The organism is Nocardia sp. NPDC003999, from assembly GCF_053604885.1.
The window spans coordinates 156,878-174,238 of sequence record NZ_JBSGIB010000008.1 but is presented as its reverse complement, the minus strand read 5'-3'; the positions used below and the strand labels follow the sequence as shown (position 1 = coordinate 174,238).

At 69.2% G+C, this 17,361-nt stretch carries 15 protein-coding genes; 7 read left to right on the top strand and 8 right to left on the bottom strand.

Annotated elements, in window-relative coordinates; translation table 11 throughout:
* The first annotated feature begins 646 nt into the window (after positions 1-646).
* The 4 genes from ACWESM_RS18255 to ACWESM_RS18240 are packed head-to-tail and all read left to right on the top strand — an operon-like array spanning position 647 to position 4,902.
* Positions 647-1,696, top strand: a complete 1,050-nt coding sequence (locus ACWESM_RS18255; RefSeq protein ID WP_355073368.1) for a helix-turn-helix transcriptional regulator — start codon at positions 647-649, stop codon at positions 1,694-1,696.
* Entirely contained in the window at positions 1,693-3,132 is a 1,440-nt protein-coding gene (locus ACWESM_RS18250; RefSeq protein ID WP_397278805.1) for a pyridoxal phosphate-dependent aminotransferase, read from the top strand. Before ACWESM_RS18255 ends, ACWESM_RS18250 begins: the two co-directional genes overlap by 4 nt.
* Positions 3,129-4,103 carry a Rossmann-fold NAD(P)-binding domain-containing protein gene (locus ACWESM_RS18245; RefSeq protein WP_364434118.1) on the top strand — a complete coding sequence of 325 codons (975 nt, stop codon included), beginning with the start codon at positions 3,129-3,131 and terminating at the stop codon, positions 4,101-4,103. The genes ACWESM_RS18250 and ACWESM_RS18245 overlap by 4 nt, the downstream gene beginning before the upstream one ends.
* Positions 4,104-4,134: 31 nt before the next feature.
* Positions 4,135-4,902 (top strand): SDR family NAD(P)-dependent oxidoreductase, encoded by a 768-nt coding sequence (locus tag ACWESM_RS18240; protein WP_356963256.1) that lies wholly within the window; start codon positions 4,135-4,137, stop codon positions 4,900-4,902.
* Here ACWESM_RS18240 and ACWESM_RS18235 read toward each other — a convergent pair whose 3' ends face one another.
* Positions 4,903-5,541, bottom strand: coding sequence for a class I SAM-dependent methyltransferase (locus ACWESM_RS18235; protein ID WP_364434114.1), 639 nt, complete (start codon positions 5,539-5,541; stop codon positions 4,903-4,905).
* 109 nt (positions 5,542-5,650) lie between these two features.
* Here ACWESM_RS18235 and ACWESM_RS18230 point away from each other — a divergent pair, with 109 nt between their 5' ends.
* Entirely contained in the window at positions 5,651-7,066 is a 1,416-nt protein-coding gene (locus ACWESM_RS18230; RefSeq protein WP_452492706.1) for a hypothetical protein, read from the top strand.
* Positions 7,067-7,873: 807 nt separating this feature from the next.
* Here the strand turns inward: ACWESM_RS18230 and ACWESM_RS18225 are convergent.
* Entirely contained in the window at positions 7,874-8,899 is a 1,026-nt protein-coding gene (locus tag ACWESM_RS18225) for a stage II sporulation protein M (protein WP_364434108.1), read from the bottom strand.
* A 43-nt stretch (positions 8,900-8,942) separates the two neighbouring features.
* On the opposite strand from ACWESM_RS18225, the gene ACWESM_RS18220 reads away from it, so the two are divergent.
* The gene (locus ACWESM_RS18220) at positions 8,943-9,743 is read left to right on the top strand and encodes an RDD family protein (protein ID WP_397278797.1); all 801 of its coding nucleotides are present in this window, start codon (positions 8,943-8,945) and stop codon (positions 9,741-9,743) included.
* Here the strand turns inward: ACWESM_RS18220 and add are convergent.
* From add to ACWESM_RS18190, 6 genes are all read right to left on the bottom strand, one after another.
* Positions 9,722-10,741 (bottom strand): adenosine deaminase, encoded by a 1,020-nt coding sequence (gene add / locus ACWESM_RS18215; protein WP_364434103.1) that lies wholly within the window; start codon positions 10,739-10,741, stop codon positions 9,722-9,724. The two genes, ACWESM_RS18220 and add, sit on opposite strands and share 22 nt — an antisense overlap.
* A gap of 72 nt (positions 10,742-10,813) precedes the next feature.
* On the bottom strand, positions 10,814-12,109 hold the full coding sequence (locus ACWESM_RS18210) for a DUF58 domain-containing protein (protein WP_452492703.1): 1,296 nt from the start codon (positions 12,107-12,109) through the stop codon (positions 10,814-10,816).
* Positions 12,110-12,112: 3 nt separating this feature from the next.
* On the bottom strand, positions 12,113-13,090 hold the full coding sequence (locus ACWESM_RS18205) for an AAA family ATPase (protein WP_397278793.1): 978 nt from the start codon (positions 13,088-13,090) through the stop codon (positions 12,113-12,115).
* Positions 13,091-13,157: 67 nt separating this feature from the next.
* Positions 13,158-14,207 (bottom strand): DUF4129 domain-containing protein, encoded by a 1,050-nt coding sequence (locus ACWESM_RS18200; RefSeq protein WP_452492702.1) that lies wholly within the window; start codon positions 14,205-14,207, stop codon positions 13,158-13,160.
* Positions 14,204-15,001: a hypothetical protein gene (locus ACWESM_RS18195; protein ID WP_452492700.1), complete on the bottom strand. Its 798-nt coding sequence runs from the start codon at positions 14,999-15,001 to the stop codon at positions 14,204-14,206. The genes ACWESM_RS18200 and ACWESM_RS18195 overlap by 4 nt, the downstream gene beginning before the upstream one ends.
* A gap of 91 nt (positions 15,002-15,092) precedes the next feature.
* Positions 15,093-15,632: a TetR/AcrR family transcriptional regulator gene (locus tag ACWESM_RS18190; protein ID WP_452492699.1), complete on the bottom strand. Its 540-nt coding sequence runs from the start codon at positions 15,630-15,632 to the stop codon at positions 15,093-15,095.
* Between the two features lie 84 nt (positions 15,633-15,716).
* Here ACWESM_RS18190 and ACWESM_RS18185 point away from each other — a divergent pair, with 84 nt between their 5' ends.
* Positions 15,717-17,255 carry an MFS transporter gene (locus ACWESM_RS18185; protein ID WP_364434087.1) on the top strand — a complete coding sequence of 513 codons (1,539 nt, stop codon included), beginning with the start codon at positions 15,717-15,719 and terminating at the stop codon, positions 17,253-17,255.
* The last annotated feature ends 106 nt before the right edge of the window (positions 17,256-17,361 follow it).

Genomic DNA, 17,361 nt, shown 5'->3' with positions numbered 1-17,361 from the left:
CTGTTTCGGGAGGACGCGGGGGCGCCGCTCGCTTGAAGGGCGGTGACCGTGCTCGGCCACGGCCCGAACGCGGTGGTTTCGTCCGTGCCTGAATTACTGGGTGCCCGATTGCTTTCGGAGAACAGGCGCGAGCGCTGCGGGCGGGGTGGTCATGTCCGGCCACGGGTGCGGCCTGCTCGAATCGGCTCGCGCGGTAACGAGGTATCCGTATCCGGCACCTCCTAGAGTTGTCGAGCCGCCGAGCCGGGCCAGTGGGAAAACCCTTGCGCCGATGTCGAATTGCGGTGGCTTCGAGAACCAGGCTAGGTAGTGACACGTCGTGCTGTCAACGAAGCTTTAGCGCTTTGTGACGATATTTGATACGCGTTGATGCCTTGAAGTAGACGTATAGCCCAATATGTGTCGAAGATCGACGGAAATGTTCCTTATCTCTGCTGGCTGGAGCCCGAAAAGCCTGTTTGTGAGCGCATGTGGCAACCTTCGATCGTGCGGCGGCGGGCGAACGAGCGCGCGGCTGGATTGCTGGTTGACAACGAAATTCGGCGAGCGCGATACATCCGACACCGCTTGACACTTGGTGACTAAAATGTCGCATCGTGATACTCCGTGAGCATGCGTATGCAAGGCGCAGAATGGGAGGCGCGGAATGGCTGACTCGGGCTCGGACGAGCAGGTCGGCAACCTGGTCCGCAGGCTACGACTGGAGCGCGGTTACACCCAAGCGTCGCTCGCCACCAGAGCGGGCTGCTCCCGCAGCCTGATTCAGCAGATCGAGAACGGCAGCAGGATTCCGCCGCTGGCGCTGCGCGAACGTCTGAGTCTGGCGCTCGGCGCGGAGTTGCCGACCGATGGCAGCGCCGATCCCGCGACCGATCCGACCAGCAGCGCCTACTACGACCTGCGGATGCGATTCAACGTCCTGCTCGGCAAGGACCCTCAATTGGTCTCGCGCGCACTGAGTATCGCGCAGAGCCTGATCGATGCCTCCGGAGCGCGGGCGGAGATCGAGCCGCTGCGCCTGGTCGCCGATCGGCAATTGGAGCGCGCCGAGGAGATCCTCGCGCAGATTCCCTCGCGCAGCGCGACGGTATGGGAATGGAATACCGTCACCGACTGGCTGACGATCCTGGAGCAGGCCACCACGTCGGTGCGCGCGATTCACACCGCGGACCTGGGCACGATCGGCGGCGACGTCGGCGACGACTATCACGCGGCGATTCTGCGCCTGGCCGACACGACCCATCCACCGAAGATCGATGTACGGCGGATGTATGTGCTCGACGACATCTCGGACGTCTGGCCCTACGACGACAAACTGTGGAAGCAAGCCCGATCGGGCGTGGAAAGCGTGCTGGTCAAGCGCGAATATGCGCGCAACGCGCAGAGCATGCTCGTAGTCGATGATCGCTACGTCGCGGTGGGCGAGTACGACTACTCGCGTCAGGCTCGGGTCGCGACGCGCTTCTCCGCGCTGAAGCACGATGTCGCGTTCGCGGTCCGGCGGTTCGAGAAACTCTACGACCTCCGGCGCGCCGGTTCGGCCATCGTGGTGGACCAGATCGTCGCGCAGCCGCCGCTGGCGGAGTTCGAACGACTCACCGAGGGCAACTGCCGCAGCCTGTTCCGCGCCGCACTCCAGGAGAAATGGAACACCATGCCCGCACCGGGAGACTCTTCAGAAGGCGAGGTTCCGTGACTCAGAGCCAGGTGCTCACCGATCCGCTCGCCGACCTGGCGAGGCTGACCAATCGCTCCGAGGCCAGGAAACGTGAAGTGCGCGGCCACCTTTCGAGAGACACCTGGTTCGCCGGGACCGGTGGCCGCCGCTACTCGGGCGTCATCGACGCCTACCACGGCGAAACCGGCCGGGCTCCGGACGCGCATGCGGTCGCGGCGCTGGACCGGGCATGGCGCGAAAGCCTGCACATCGCACCCCCGGCGGATTACCTCGACGGCAGGCTCTACGACAAGCGGCAGCCGCTGATTCTGCGGGAACTCGCGGCCCGCAAGCTGTTCGAGCGCCTGTCGCATCCGGTGGAAGGGGTGCCCGGCGTCCGGGTGCGCCCGGAGGAGGTGATCGTCTGCCCGTACTCGAGCACGATGTTGCTCGAGGAGGCGGTGGCCACCCTCGCCAGGCCGGGCGGGGTGATCGTGTGCCCGGAGGGCTTCTACAAGAGTTCCAGCATCCACGTGGAGAAATTCGGCTTGCGAATCGTCTCGTGCCCGGTGGCTCCGGACGACGCGTTCAAGATCGATCCGGCACGGCTGGCCCGCTGCCTCGCGGAACTGCGGGCGACGGGCGAACTGTGCGGCGTGCTGCTCACGCTGCCGGGCAACCCCGTCGTCGCGGATTACACGGCCACGGAGCTGGCGGAACTCGGGCGGGTGCTGCTCGACTGCGGTGTTCCGGTGATCTGCGACATGGCCTTCGACCGGCTGGTGGCCTCGCACATCCCGATCGCGGCACTGCACGTGGAGACCGAGCAGGGCATCCGGCGGCTGTACGACGTGGTGCTGACCATCACGGGGAACTCGAAGGGCTACAACGCCTTCGGCCCGTGCAAAATGGGTGCCGCCTGCACCGGCGACGGCGCGTGGCTGGCGCGGATCAGGGAACGGCTCACGATTTCGTTCCAGCGCGAGACCACCCATCTGGCCCGCGCCATCCTGGAGCACACCTCTGAGGACTATTTCGACCGCAATCACGTGCTGATGCGCGCGCAGATCGATCGGACATGCGGCCGGATCGCCGCGATCAACACCCGGCTGGGAACCGACGTGCTGCGACCGTTGGGCAACCCGGAAGGCATGTTCGTCTCGGTGGTTTTCGACCCCGCGCTGCTCGACAAGGCGGGTGTGCACACGAGTGCGCAGGTGGAGGACCTGTTGCTCGCCGTGGCCGGCGTCGACAGCGTCGCGCTGGACCGGACCGGCTCGCTGCGTCCCGGTGTCCGGTTGAACGTCCTCGCTCCACGTAAGGCGCCGCGACACGAGTCGCCCGCTTTGATCGAGGAACTGTTCGACCGGCTGGAGCAATTGATTCGCGACATCGTCGGCGGGCTCACCTATCGCGACGCGCTCGCCGATCGCGGCCTGACCGCTCTGGTGGCGGAGCCCGGGGCCGCGCGATGATCGTCGGAGTGCTGCGCGAGACCGCGTCGCGGGAGACTCGCGTGGCGCTCACCCCGGACGAGGTGCGCACGCTGTCGGCAGCGGGACTCCGCGTTCTCGTGCAGGAAGGCGCGGGACAAGGCGCGGGTTTCGCGGACGAGGACTACAGCGCGTCCGGGGCGGTCGTCCTCGAGGATCGCGCGGCGGTGTTCGAGCGCGCGGGCATCGTCGTCTGGGTGAAACCGCCCGCGTTCGAACTCGACTCGATGCCGCTGCGCGCGGGGACGACGCTGCTCGGCTTCCAGGATCCGCACCACCGGCGCGACGAGATCGACCGGTTGCGCCGCCGCGGCATCGAATCGGTCGCCTTCGACGCGGTGCCACGCGACGACACGACCACCGAGTTCGACGCGCTGTCCACCATGAGCCGGATCGCGGGCGCGGTGGGTTACGCCGAAGGCAGGCGGCTGCTCGCTCCCGGGCGGCTGGCCGGCCCGGTCCGTGCCTTCGTGCTGGGGTGCGGGGCCGCCGGTCTCGCCGCCATCGCGGCCGCGCGCACGTTCGGCGACGAGCGGCCGACGGCGGTCGGCAACCGCATCGAACAACGAGTGGCCGCGATCGGGGCGGGCGCGGGGAAATTCGTGCCGAACCGGGACGACAACGCGGCACTGCTGGACACGCTCGCCGCGACGCCGCCCGATCTGGTCGTCTGCACGGCCGTGCACCGCGGATCCCCGGCGCCTCGCCTGCTCGGACCGGCGGCGCTGGACCTGCTCGGCTCGGGAACCGTGATCGTCGACCTGGTGGCCAAGGCGGGCGGCAACTGCGTCGCGACCGTGCCGGACAAGACGGTCACCCTGCCCAACGGCGTCGTCGTCACGCATCGCTCCAACTATCCGGCGGATCGGCCGGGCTCGGCCAGCCGTGCGTACGGCGCCGCGACGGCGGCGATGGTGCTGCGAATAGCCGGGGAGCGCGGCGAAGTCCCTTGACGCTCGATGAGAACGTGTTCTAATTTTTGGCATGCGCAGATTTGACGGCCGCCGCGTGGTGGTGACGGGAGCGGGATCCGGCATCGGTCAGGGCATCGCCCTGCGGCTGCTGGACGAGGGGGCGCAGTTGGTCGCCGCCGACATCGACGCGGCGGGCCTGGCGGCCACCGCGGAGAAGGCGGGCGACGGCGCGGAACGACTGCGAACGGTAGCGGTCGACACCGCCGACCCGGAGTCGGTGCGCACCGCGACCGCAGCGGCGCTGGAGTTCCTCGGTGGACTGGACGTGCTGGTGAACGCGGCGGGCATCCTGCGGCCCGCGCGCACCCACGAGATGCCGCTCGAGGTGTGGGACCAGGTGATCCGGGTGAATCTCACCGGCACCTTCCTCATGACCCAGGCCGCGCTGCCCGCTCTGCTGGACACCGGACGCGGCGTGGTGGTCAACATCTCCTCTACCGCGGCCTTCAGCGCGGCGCCCTACCTCGCCTCCTACGCGGCGTCGAAGGGCGGCGTGAACGCCTTCACACACGCGATCGCCCTGGAGTACGCCAAGCAGGGCTTGCGCGCGGTGAACATCGTTCCGGCAGGCATCACCAGCGGTATCACGACGAAGTCCATCTTGGATCAGCCCGAGGGTTTCGATCCGCAGCTGTTCTCCCGGATGACCGGATGGCTCAACGGGGGAGCGCTGGGCAGCCCGGAGGACATCGCCGGGGTGGTCGCGATGGTCGCCTCCGACGACGGCAAATACATGACCGGCACCGAGATCCGGGTCGATGGCGGCGCACTGATGTAGTCAGCGGGGCGTCGCCACCAGCAAATGGTGCGGAATCGGCGTGCTCGCGAGCCTCCGTTGCTCGACGGTGCAGCCCGCCTGTTCCAGCGCCGCGACCACCTCCGGGACCGGGCGCAGGGTGAACCCGTACGACGTGAACGGAAGCTTTGCCATCGCGTCCGGATCGCCGATGCCGATCACCAGACGGCCGCCCGGCCGGACCACCCTGGCGAGTTCGGCGCAGGCCGCAGCCAGGTCCGGCACGAAGTACACGGTGTTGACGGTGATCGCCGCATCGAGGCTGTCGTCCGGCAGCGGCAGCGCGGTGAGCGAGCCCTCCACCAGCCGCAGGCGACCGGCATCGATGTCGCTGCCATGACTCGAGCGCGCGCGTGCCAGCATGTCGGCGGAGATCTCCACGCCGTGCACGACGCCTCCCGCGCCGACCCGCTCGAGCAACCGGGAAAGCCCCGCTCCACCACCGAACCCGACGTCGGCCACGGTGCCGCCCGGCGCGACGGCGGCGGCCTCCACCGCCCCCGTAATGGCGGGCTTGTTGCTGCGATTGAGCACGAAGGCGACACCTTTGCCGAGCACGCCGTGGGGATTCCCGAGTTGACCGGCGAGTGTGGACAACAGACGGCCCCGAACCGAGTTCATGCGCGTCATCGTATCGGCCCCCGCTGTGCCGGGGGCGCGGCGAATACCCGAATACTGTTCTCTCCGGTATCCGTTCGGATACCGCGTTGCCCAGCGAAAGAGGACCGCGATGCGTCGGCCGATGACCCTCCTCGCCGCGTGCGTGCTGGCATTGCTGTCCGCTCAGCCCGCGTCGGCGGCCGGGCCATGGGGTCCGCTCGCGCCGCCGAATCCTTTCATCGGGCCGACCGGCACCGCCACCATGCACGGTGACGCGGGGTCCTCGGACGCGACACCGCTCGCCGGTCCGGACGCCCGCGCCGCGGCGATCGGCGCGTACCCGCTGGCCTCGGCGTGCCCCACCCTGCTGGAGGGATCGGACCGACTCGTGGTCGCCCTGTGCACCGCGATCGCGGGACAGACCCCGACGGTGTATTTGCTCGATCCGGCGGCGCCGGGCCTGTTGGCGCCATCGCTCGCCGCGCTGCCGTTGACCAAGGGCAGTCTGCTCGGCGGTGTGTACGCCTACCTCGATCGGGACGACCGTCTGGTGGTCGTGGACGGCACCGACCGGTTGCTCCGGGTGCGGCACGAGCGTGACGCGGCGGGAGCGTGGCGGCTGATCAGCGAAGAGTCCGCCGACCTCGGGTCGGTGATCCCGTCGGGAGACAACGTGACGGGACTCGTTCCGGACTGGTCGGGCAACGTGTGGTTCGCGACCGGCCGGGGAGTGGTCGGATTCGTCACCCCGGCCGGGCTGGTCACCGCGTTGACGCTGCCCGCGGGGGAGCAGGTGGCGAACAGCATCTCGGCGGCTCCGCGTGGACAGGTCGCGGTGGCGACGACGCACGCGCTGTACGAACTGCGCGTCGGCCCGTCCGGCGCTCCGGAGATCGCGTGGCGCGCGGCCTACGACCGGGGATCGGCGCGCAAGCCGGGACAGCTCAGCTGGGGCACCGGGTCGACGCCCACCTACTTCGGTCCCGAGACCGGTGCGGACTATCTGACCATCGTCGACAACGCCGACGGGCAGGTGCATGCCTTGGTATTCCGTTCCGGAACAGGCGAATTGATGTGCACAGTTCCGGTGCTCGGCGAAGGTGGGGCCGGCAGCGAGAATTCACCCGTCGGCATCGGCCGCTCGATCTTCGTGGCGAGCACATACGGCTACCCGTATCCGGCGCTGCCCGAAGGGGCAGGGCCCGCGTCGCCGCCGAACGCTCCTTTTACCGGGGGGATGACGCGAGTCGACGTCTCCGCTGACGGATGCCACGTGATGTGGGAGAACAAGGTTCGGAGTGCCGCCGTTCCGCGGCTGTCCACCGCCGACGGCGCGCTCTACACGGTCGCTCGCGTCGGTTCCGATCACGCCACGCCCGTGGACGGGTACGCGTTCACCGTTCTCGACCCCGAAACCGGTGCGGTCACCGCATCGCATCCGCTGCCCGGCACCATCGTCGACGATCCGCTGGAGACCGCACCGTTGATCACACACGACGGCCGTCTGTTGCAAGGCACGGTCACCGGGATACTGCGCGTCGGTTGAGCCCCCTATCACCTTCAAGGTGATTCAGGTCACTTTCGCGGAGTGATTCGAGTCGCGGACTGCCGTCGCGGCGGTCCGGTTCGGGCGTTGGAGTGCGGCATGGCCGTGCGTCGACGGTGACGCGGGTCACTCCAAGTCGGGTGTCACGGCGTCGATTTCGCGCGACTCGACGCTCGGTAACGGCAGGTGAGGCGAAGATCACATGCCTCGTTATGGTTGCGGCTCCGGTGCTGAATCGGGCGTGCCGAGTGGGTGAACTGAACCCTTTTCACTCCCTGGTTAATACGGAGCCTGTCGGGGAACTGTCCGGTCTTCCCGGCGTGCCGCTATGTCTTTACCCGGTTTATTACCGCGTAAACAAACTTCTGGTCTCTTTCCATTGGGCGGTGACCAGCAACTGTCCTTTCGTGCAAATGAACGTGCAGGTGGGAAGGGGTGTCAGCAACCATGGAGGGGTCTATTGAAACGCTCCGCTAACGCCCGAGGTGAGTTCCGATTCATTGCCGTGACGTATTCCCCGTGACTATTCCGGCGGAGTCGCCGGAGCGGTGCCCTGTCGCCGAAATCATGGTCGCCCTAGTCGCATGCGGTTAGCTGGCACGGGGCGAAAAGGTGCTGCCGCAAGGGTTTGCTGGGGTGCTGCTTTATACGCTTGACCTCGACAGGCAGGGTTGCGTAGGGATAACGGTTGTGTAGAGTTGACGGTAACGCTGGCCGCAGCTAGAGCAGCGACTCGCTGCGGCCAGCGGAACTCAAATGGGGGACTTCCGAACCGATCTGGCGCCGCTTAGCTGCCGATTGTCCCAGTCACTTCACCCAGCGTGTGCTGAATGTTGGCTGCGTCACAGTGGTCAGATGATCGCCCGATGACTCGGCACCCGGCTTCGCCTGCTCCGTGACCGCGCGGCGTCCCACCCCGAACACGTACACCAGGAACAACGCCTCGGCAGTGAATCCGATCGCGATGCGAATCGGTGTGGGCAACGGGCTCGGCGTCACGAAACCTTCGATGAAGCCACAGATCAGCAACACTCCCACCAGGCCGAGCGCTACGGTCGCGGTCGCCCGGCCCTGCCTGGCCACCGCCTCCACCCGGCTGAGCCGACCCGGATCGATCAGCGTCCAACCGAGTTTCAGGCCGACGCCGCCCGCGACGAATACCGCGGTCAGCTCCAGCGTGCCGTGCGGAAGGATGAAGCCGAAGAACGAATCCAGCCGCCCCGCATCAGCCATCAGGCCCGCGCTGACACCCAGGTTGAGCGCGTTCATGAACAGCAGGTAGACCGCGGGCAGGATCAAGACGCCGGTGAACAAGGCGATCGCCGTCACCCATGCGTTGTTCGTCCATACCTGCGCGGCGAAGGCCTCCTGCGGATGCTCCGAGTAGTACGTCTCGAACGCGCCGCCCGGCGCGGTGAGGCTCCTTGTGTCCTCGGGAATTCCGAGCACCTCGCGGGCCGAATCGAACCGGTCCACCCAGACTGCCAACCCGGCCGACACCGACAGGAACACCGCGGCGACGCCGACCCACCACGGCCATGCCCGATAGAGCGCCGCCGGGAAACGGTGACTGAAGAACCGTCCGATCTCCTGCCAAGTGTCGGCTCGCGTGCCCAGCACCCGGCCGCGCGCACGTGCCAGCAGCGCGCTCAGCCCGGCGATCAGCTCCGGGTCCGGGCTGTGTGACTGCAGCCGCGCCAGCTGCTGGGAGGTGCGGCGGTAGAGCATGACGAGTTCGTCCGCCTCCGCGCCGGTGAGCTTGCTCCGGGTGGACAGGTAGTCGAGCCGGTCCCACGCCCTGCGGTGCGCCAGGCTGTATGCGTCCACGTCCATTCGGTTGCCTCCCACTCCCGCCGGTCGCAAGAATGCTATCGACATGGCTGAGTTCACCACCGGCGAAGCAGTGGCCCTGGAACTGCCGATCGCCCGCATCCCCACCAGGGCCACCGCGTTCCTGATCGACGTGCTGGCCCAGTGCACGCTCGGGTTCGTGCTGTTGTTCGCGATCGTCACGTTGCTGCTGCCCGCGGGCGTCGACTCGGCCTGGTTGGACGTGGTCGCACTGGTGACCATCGTGACCGTGCTGGTCGGGTACCCCGTGACCTGTGAGACCGCTTGGCGGGGACGAACACTGGGCAAGCTGATGCTCGGGCTGCGGGTGGTGCGCGAGGACGGCGGGCCGATCGATTTCCGGCACGCGCTCACCCGCGGCCTGGCGGGCGCGATCGTCGATTTCTGGATGCTGGGCGGGTTCGGCGCCATCGCGGTGCTCACCTCGATGTGCTCGCCGCATGCGCGGCGGGTCGGTGACGTGCTCGCCGGCACCGTGGTCGTGCACGCGCAGCGCCCGCTGCCGCCGCCCGCGCTCGCGATCGCGCCGCCGTGGCTGACCGGCTGGAGCGCGCAGCTCGAGCTGGCCGGACTACCGGAAGATCTGGCGCTGGCGGTGCGGCAGTACCTGACCCGCTTGCGCACCCTGACGCCCGCGGCGCAACACCGGCTGGGGACGGCGCTCGTTGCCGAGGTGTGCGGCCGGCTGCGCGTCGCGCCACCGGCCGGTTGTCCGCCGTCGCAGATTCTCGGCGCGGTCATCGCCGAACGGCAGCGCCGAGTGCTGCCGTGGCCGCTGTACCCGGTCTTCCCGCCGCGCGCCGGTCAGCCGTTCGCCGCCACGTAGTCGTCGATCTCGCGCAGATAGGCGTCCTGCCGTGCGGGCGTGATCCACGAGGCACGGAAGGAGTTCCGGGCCAACTCGACCACCTGCTCGGTCCCGAGACCACCTTGCTCGGCGAGCGCGAGGTAGTTGTCGGCAACGTAGGCGGCGAAGTACGCGGGGTCGTCGCTGTTGACCGTCACCGTCAGCCCACGGCTCAGTAGACCGACGATCTCCTCGGCTTTCATCTGCGCCGTGACGAAGGAGTTCGACACCGGACAGCAGGTGAGCGCGATCCCCTTGGACCCGGCCAGTTCGACCAGACGGTCGTCCTCCACGATGTTGGTGCCGTGGTCGATGCGGTCGACGGCGATGTCCTCCAGCGCCTGGCGGATGTGCTCGATCGAATCCGGCTGGTCGATGTCGCAGTGCATCGTCAGCAGGAACCCTTCCGCGCGGGCGCGCTCGAAGACGGCGGCGAACTTGCTCGGCGGGTTGCCCCGCTCGTCGGAATCCAGCCCCACACCGAGGATCCAGCTCTTGTACGGCAGCGCTTCCAGCAGCGTCGCCATGGCGTACTCCGCGGAATGGTCGCGCAGGAAGCACAAAATCAGTTCGGCGGATATCCCCAGCTCCCGCCGCGCCCGGGCGATCGCCGACCGGTATCCGCTGATCACCGTGGGGAACGGGACTCCGCGCCCGGTGTGCGCCTGCGGATCGAAGAACAACTCGGCGTGACGCACGCCTTGGCCGTGCGCTCGGCGCAGATAGTCGAAGGCGAGGTCGTGGAAGTCCTCCGGGCGCTGTAGCACGCGCATCGCGGGGTAGTAGACCTGGAGGAATGACGTCAGGTCATGGAATCGGTAGGTCTGCTTGACCTCTTCCACGCTCTTCTCCGGCAGCTCGATGCCGTTGCGCCGGGCGAGGCGGAACTTCAGCTCCGGCTCCAGCGTCCCTTCCAGATGCAGGTGCAGTTCCGCTTTGGGCAATCCGCGGACGAAGGCGGCGAGATCTGAGGCCATGGGGTCATGATCCTCCTCGGCGGGCGCGCGAGGACGCGCTTCGACGAGACCGCGGCGCCCGGCGGAAAAGACTCAAAGGGCTCCGGATTGTTTCAGCTCCAGATATTCGTCCGCCAGGGCCTCCGGCAGTCGTTCCGGAGACGCCGCGACGACCGCGATCCCGGTGCGCCGCAGCGATTCCTGGACCAGCGCGCGTTCGGCGAGCACGGATTCGGCCGCGGCCGCGGCGTACAGGTCGGACAGGTTGTCGCGCCGGGTGGCCGCCGCGGCGACATCGGGGTCGGTCACCGAGACGATGAGCACGCGGTGCCGTTGCGCCAGGACCGGCAGCACGGGCAACAGGTTCTCCTCCACCGCGGCGCCGTCCAAGCTGGTGAACCAGACGACCAGGCTGCGCCTGCGAGTGCGCTGAATGGCCGCTCGCACCAGTCCGGCGCTGTCGGTGTCGACGAGGGCGGGAGTGATTCCGGCCATCGCGTGCATCAACTTCAGCTGGAGACCCTTTCCGCCGACACCTCGGACCTCGGCGCGCGCTCGGCGGTCGAAGGCGAGCAGGTCGACCGAATCCCCCGCGGCGGCGGCGAGACCGCCGAGCAGCAGGGCCGCCTCGATGCTCGCGTCCAAGCGCGTACCGTCACCGACCCGGCCCGCGCTGACCCGGCCGGTGTCCAGCAGCATCAGCACGTGCCGGTTGCGCTCCGGCCGCCAGGTGCGGACCAGGACGTCGGTGGCGCGGGCGGTGGCGCGCCAGTCGATCGCGCGCACGTCGTCACCGGCGACGTACTCGCGGAACGAGTCGAATTCGGTGCCCTGCCCGCGCAGGTTGGCCAGATTGCGGCCGTCGAGGTGCTGCAACCTTTTGACTTTCGACCGCAGCAGCCGTTCGGCGCGGAACGCGGGCAGCGCCCGCACCCGGGCGGGCACGTCCCGCCTCGTCTGCCTGCCCGCCAGTCCGAGCGGGCCGATCAGTCGCACCGTGATCCGGCCCGCGACCCGATCGCCGCGGTAGGTGGGCCTGAGCACGGTGCGGAAACGGACCTTGGTACCAGGGGCGAGATCCAGTACGTGCGCGCCGTTCTCGGCGCGTGCGCTGTCGGGCCAGTCGTCCCACACCGTCCCGCGCAGCCTGCGGGCTCCGGTGTTGACCGCGACGAGTTCCACCTCGGCGGAGCGGCCGAGCCGCACCGTGGTCAATGCCTCGCGGGACAGCGACAGGTCGCGCGCCCGCCCCACAGCGCCGAGATCGACGAGCAGCCCGGCGGCCAGGACGCAGGTCACCACGACCACGCCGACCACCGAGGGCAGGACCAGGGTGACGAACAGGGCCGCCACGCCTGCCGCGGCGGCCAGCCGACCGGTGACGACCATCGGCTACACCGGGACCGGGACCGAGAGCAGCAGCGACGACAGCACGCCTTCGGCGGTCACACCGTCCAGTTCGGCCTCCGGGCGCAGGTGCAGGCGGTGCCGCAGCACGGCGACGGCGACGGTCTTCACATCGTCCGGCGTGACGAACCCGCGCCCGTTGAGCCAGGCGAACGCGCGGGCGGCCGCCATCAGGGCGGTCGCGCCACGGGTCGACGCGCCGTGCTGTACGGCGGGCGAGATGCGGGTGGCCCGGCACACGTCGACGGTGTAGGCGAGCACCTCGGGGCTGATCGTGGTCTGCGCGATCGCGGTGCGGGCGGCGGCGATGTGCGCCGGGCCCGCGACCGGACGCAGTCCCGCGGCGGTGAGGTCGCGCGGATCGAAACCCGAGGCGTGGCGTTGCAGGATGCGGAACTCGTCGTCGCGACCGGGCAGGTGGATGTCCACCTTGAACAGGAACCGGTCCAGCTGCGCCTCCGGCAGCGGATAGGTGCCCTCCTGTTCGATCGGATTCTGGGTGGCGACGACGACGAACGGATCGGGCAGCGGCCGTGGTTTCCCGTCCACCGAGACCTGGCGCTCCTCCATCGACTCGAGCAGGGCCGACTGGGTCTTCGGCGGCGTGCGGTTGATCTCGTCGGCGAGCAGCAGGTTGGTGAACACCGGGCCGTGCCGGAAGGTGAACTCGGCGGAGTGCGGATCGTAGATCTGCGACCCGGTGACGTCGCCGGGCATCAGGTCGGGGGTGAACTGCACCCGCGCGTGCTCCAGGTCCAGCGCCGTGGCCAGCGCCCGCACCAGCAGCGTCTTGGCCACCCCCGGCACGCCTTCGAGCAGGACGTGGCCGCGGCACAGCAGCGCGAGCACCAGGTACATGACCGCGTTGTCGTTGCCGACCACCGCCTTGCCGATCTCGGCGCGCAGAGCATGGAACGCGGCGCTCGCCTGCTCGGCCGTCGGGGTGGTCTCGGTGCTGGTCATTCCATCTCCTGTGGTTCGCGGGCGTTCCCGCGGGCGGTGAGCCGGGCGAGGACCGGGCGAGGGCTTCTCATCCGACCTCCGATTCGATCCATTCGAGCTGAGCGGCGACCACCCGGAGGGTCTCGGGATCGGGAACCGGGCCGAACAGGGCGGCGCCGATCTGGGCCGGGTCGGCGCCGACGCGCGCGGCGATCACGGCGACGATCCGGTCCGGCGGGGTGTCGGCCGTGATGCCGAGAGGGGTGCGGATGCGGCGCAGCGCGGCCGCCCGCAGCTTTCCGGCGACGTGATCGTGATCCTTCGAGCGGCGATACAGCGCGGCCTGGCCGCCGAGCAGTTCGTTCGCGGCCACTTCGACGGGGCGGGGTTCGCGCACCAGAGCGCCCCGTCTGCGGGCACGCCACCACACCACCAGCGCGGCGGCGATCAGGAACTGCACGCCGCCGTAGAAGACCGGTGCGGGCAGCCGGTCCCAGATCGCGTCGTCACCCGCCCCGAAGCCGGGGCGGTCCGGCGGAGGGACGTCGGGCAGATCCGGCGGCGGTTGCGGCGGCGGGGCGGTAGGCGCGATCGGCGCGCCGCAGGACTGCGCGACGCCGTAGACCAGCAGCAACAACGCGGCCGTCGCGGCGAGCACCGCCCAGAACCTGGGATCGCGCATCAGGTTCGGCAGCGGCGGCAGTTTTCGCCTGGTGCGCGGCTCCTGCTCGACCGCCTCGATCTCGACCGGTTCCGGTGCGGGGGGCGGCGCGGACCCGGAGAACCGGTCGGCGTATTCCAGCCTGCGATATTCGTCCTCGGTGGCGCGGCGTCCGCCGTAGACCACCTCGTCGAAGCTTCGTGCGGCGGGCTGGAACTCGGTGGCGGTCTCGAGCGGCAACGCGGTCGTCACGTCGTCGGCGGTCTCCCGCGCGGTCCGCGACCGCCGCACCTCCAGCACACCGCCTTGTTCCAGGCCGCGCAGCACGGCGCGGAAACGTTCCCGCAGGGCGCGGTCGAAATCCCGCTTCGCGGCGGCTGTTTCGGCGGCGGCGCGATGATCGGCGGCGGCGCCGAGCCGCGGGGTGCCGGGCGCGGGGTCGGCCGTTCGCGGCTCCATCGGCACGGGATCGCTCATCGCGCCTCCCGCCTCGGAATGCGAATGTCCAAACCCTCTCTGCGGCAGCGGCGATCGACGTAGCACACCACCCGCGACGAAGCCTCGACCACTTCGCCGAATGCCGTCAGCAGCAGCACCGCCGACGTGGTCAGCACGATCACCGGCCACCGGTGCGTGCCGGAGAAGTCCGAGACGAACAGCGGGATGCCGAGCAGTGGGATGGCGAGCAGCGTGAACAGGGCCCGCTGGGCGATCCAGAGCCCGGTGGTCGGCCACTCCGCGCCTTCGGCGAGCAGTTCGGCGCGCGCGACGCCGTCACGGTGCGACGTGCGTTCGACCAACAGCACCGGCACCGCGACCCAGCGGCGGGCGCGCAGCCGGCCCAGCCAGATCGCCGCGAGCGGCAGCGTCACGATCAGCAGGCCGCCCACCGCGAGCACGCCGACGCCCACCATGGTGAACAGCAGTTGGAAGACCAGCAACGGACCGAGCGTCCCACCGAATCGGCGCAGCGCGGTCCGTCGGCCGATCGGGGCTCCGTCGACGGTCGCGAGCCCCAGGGCCACGGTCGTGCCGCGTAACGCGAACCGCAGCAGCCACGCGCAGGCCGCGGTGGACAGGATCGCCGCCCAGGCGGTGCCGGGGTCGGAGCCGTCGGTGAGCGCGGAGGCGCCCGCGGTCACCGCGACGACCACGGCCTCGGCGAGCAGCAGGCCCGTCATGCTCAACCCGGCCAGGGCGCGGATGTTCGCCTGGATCAGCGCGAACGGCACATCGAGCAGTTCGCGGAAACTCAGCGGTCGGATCGGCACCGTCGCTCCAGGAGACCCCGGTACCGGATCTGTTCCCGCCCCGACGGCGCCGGCCGGTTCGGCGGCTGGCAGCACGGGCCGAGTCTAACCGTCAGCGCCGCAGTAAGCGGTCCACCACGTGCCGGTAGCGAACGGGATCGATGGGCGGAAGACCGAGCAGCGCGCGCAGGTACACGCCGTCGCCGACCAGTCGGATGAGGTCGGCCTGAACCGGGTCGGTGACCTCCTCGTCCAGACCGTCCGACCAGGAATTCATCAGGTCCACCAACGCCTGCTGCACCTCGTCCGGCTCGGGCGTGGCGTCGATGGTGCGCATGGTCGCGAGCATGGACCGGTAGAGTTCCAGCTCCACCGCCTCCGCCTCGACGGCCGGGTTCGGCGTCTGCAGGTACCACTCGGCTACCGAGCCGCCTTTGGCGACCGAGTTGTCCAACTGCTGGCCCGCACGGTCGGCCAGTCTGCGGACCAAGCCCGCGAGCAGCGCGTCCTTGCTCTTGAAGTGATAGAGCAAGCCGCCTTTGGAAACGCCCGCGGTGGCCGCGACATTCTCCAGAGTCACGTGCGACATGCCTTTCTCCAGGAGCAAGGTCTCGAGCGCATCCAGGATTCGGTCGCGGGTGTCAGCCGTCACCCGGTTGACTATACCGTCCGGACGGTTATGTGAGTACTATACCGTCTGGACGGTAAGAAACAGACGACGGAAGTCGAGAAAGTCATGACCACCCAGACCGCGCAACCCGCCGAACGATCGACCAACGCCCCACCTCGAGCGGGGACACGCGAGTGGGTGGGGTTGTCCGTGCTGGCGCTCGCGCTACTGCTGCTGGCCGTCGACGCGACGGTGCTCGATCTGGCCGTGCCCGCGATCAGCGCCGATCTCGCGCCGACCACGCCGCAACTGCTGTGGATCATCGACGTCTACTCGTTCGTGCTCGCCGGATTGCTCGTCGTCATGGGCAACCTCGGCGACCGGATCGGGCGGCGCAAATTGCTGCTGCTCGGCGCGGCGGGATTCGGTGTCGCATCGATACTCGCGGCGTGGTCCCTGACGCCGGAAATGCTCATCGCGGCGCGCGTACTGCAGGGTGTCGCCGGTGCGACGCTGATGCCCGCGACACTGGCACTGATCAGGTCGATGTTCCTCGATCCGCGGCAGCGAACCGTCGCGATCGCGGTGTGGAGCGCGATGGCGGGCGGTGGCGCCGCGGCGGGACCGCTGCTGGGCGGCTGGCTGCTCGAGCACTACTGGTGGGGTTCGGTCTTCCTGGTGAACCTGCCGGTCATGCTGGTGCTGATCGGGCTCGGTCCGCTGCTGATCCCGGAGTCGCGTGATCCGCGGCCCGGTCGTTTCGACCTGCTCAGCGCCGTGCTGTCGATGCTCGCGCTGGTGCCGGTGGTGTACGCGGTGAAGGAATTCGCGGCGCACGGGCCGAGTGTCCGGGTCGCGGTGATCAGTCTGATCGGCCTGCTTGCCGGGGCGTGGTTCGTGCGCAGGCAGCGACGATTGGAGCAACCGATGCTGGACCTGGCGCTGTTCGCGCTGCCGAAGTTCCGTACGGCGGTGCTGACCAATCTGCTCGCGGTGTTCGCGCTGGCCGGTGTGCTCTTCTTCGGCTCGCAGTACCTCCAGTTGGTGCTGGGACGCTCCCCACTGCAAGCGGGATTGCTGTTGCTGCCCGGTTTGTCGGCCGGGATGATCGCCTCGCTCGCCGCGGCCTGGCTGGTGCGGCGGCTGCGGCCGGGCACGGTGCTGGGCGGCGCGCTGATCACGGCGGCGGTGGGCGCGGCGCTGTTCGGCCTGCTCGGCCCCGACGCGGCCACCAGTACCACGCCGTTCGTACTCGGTTTCCTGTTCATCGGGGCAGGCGTGGGCGTCGCGCTCACCGTGTCCTCCGACCTGGTGGTCGGCTCGGCGCCGCCGGAGCGCGCGGGCGCGGCCGCCGCCGTGTCGGAGACCGCGTACGAGACCGGCGTCGCGCTGGGCGTCGCGATCCTCGGCAGCGTGGTCATGGCGATCTTCCGCGACGGTCTCGATCCGACGCACGTGCCGGGCGACCGGATGGCTGCCGCCTCGGAATCCCTGGGCGCCGCCACGGCTTTCGCACGTGAATTGCCGGAGGCCGCCGGGCGCGCGTTCCTCGCCTCGGTGCACGAGTCCTTCGTCTCGGGCATCCACTTCGCGGCCCTCGGTACCACCGCGATCTTGTTGATCGCGGCCGCGGTGGCGTTCCGTTTGCGCCATGCGCGCGGGTGATTTCGCGGGCCGGATTGCGCGGCGCTGCCCACGCCGGTGTTCGAGGCCGCGGCCGACCCGCCGGCTGCGGAACCACCACTGCCCGGTCGGCGGCGGTGAGCCCGCT

Excerpts from the sequence above, each read along its gene's own strand:
- ACWESM_RS18255 (WP_355073368.1), top strand. The coding sequence starts at position 647 with ATGGCTGACTCGGGCTCGGACGAGCAGGTCGGCAACCTGGTCCGCAGG.
- ACWESM_RS18245 (WP_364434118.1), top strand. The coding sequence starts at position 3,129 with ATGATCGTCGGAGTGCTGCGCGAGACCGCGTCGCGGGAGACTCGCGTG.
- ACWESM_RS18240 (WP_356963256.1), top strand. The coding sequence starts at position 4,135 with ATGCGCAGATTTGACGGCCGCCGCGTGGTGGTGACGGGAGCGGGATCC.
- ACWESM_RS18235 (WP_364434114.1), bottom strand. The coding sequence starts at position 5,541 with ATGAACTCGGTTCGGGGCCGTCTGTTGTCCACACTCGCCGGTCAACTC.
- ACWESM_RS18230 (WP_452492706.1), top strand. The coding sequence starts at position 5,651 with ATGCGTCGGCCGATGACCCTCCTCGCCGCGTGCGTGCTGGCATTGCTG.
- ACWESM_RS18225 (WP_364434108.1), bottom strand. The coding sequence starts at position 8,899 with ATGGACGTGGACGCATACAGCCTGGCGCACCGCAGGGCGTGGGACCGG.
- ACWESM_RS18220 (WP_397278797.1), top strand. The coding sequence starts at position 8,943 with ATGGCTGAGTTCACCACCGGCGAAGCAGTGGCCCTGGAACTGCCGATC.
- add (WP_364434103.1), bottom strand. The coding sequence starts at position 10,741 with ATGGCCTCAGATCTCGCCGCCTTCGTCCGCGGATTGCCCAAAGCGGAA.
- ACWESM_RS18210 (WP_452492703.1), bottom strand. The coding sequence starts at position 12,109 with ATGGTCGTCACCGGTCGGCTGGCCGCCGCGGCAGGCGTGGCGGCCCTG.
- ACWESM_RS18205 (WP_397278793.1), bottom strand. The coding sequence starts at position 13,090 with ATGACCAGCACCGAGACCACCCCGACGGCCGAGCAGGCGAGCGCCGCG.
- ACWESM_RS18200 (WP_452492702.1), bottom strand. The coding sequence starts at position 14,207 with ATGAGCGATCCCGTGCCGATGGAGCCGCGAACGGCCGACCCCGCGCCC.
- ACWESM_RS18185 (WP_364434087.1), top strand. The coding sequence starts at position 15,717 with ATGACCACCCAGACCGCGCAACCCGCCGAACGATCGACCAACGCCCCA.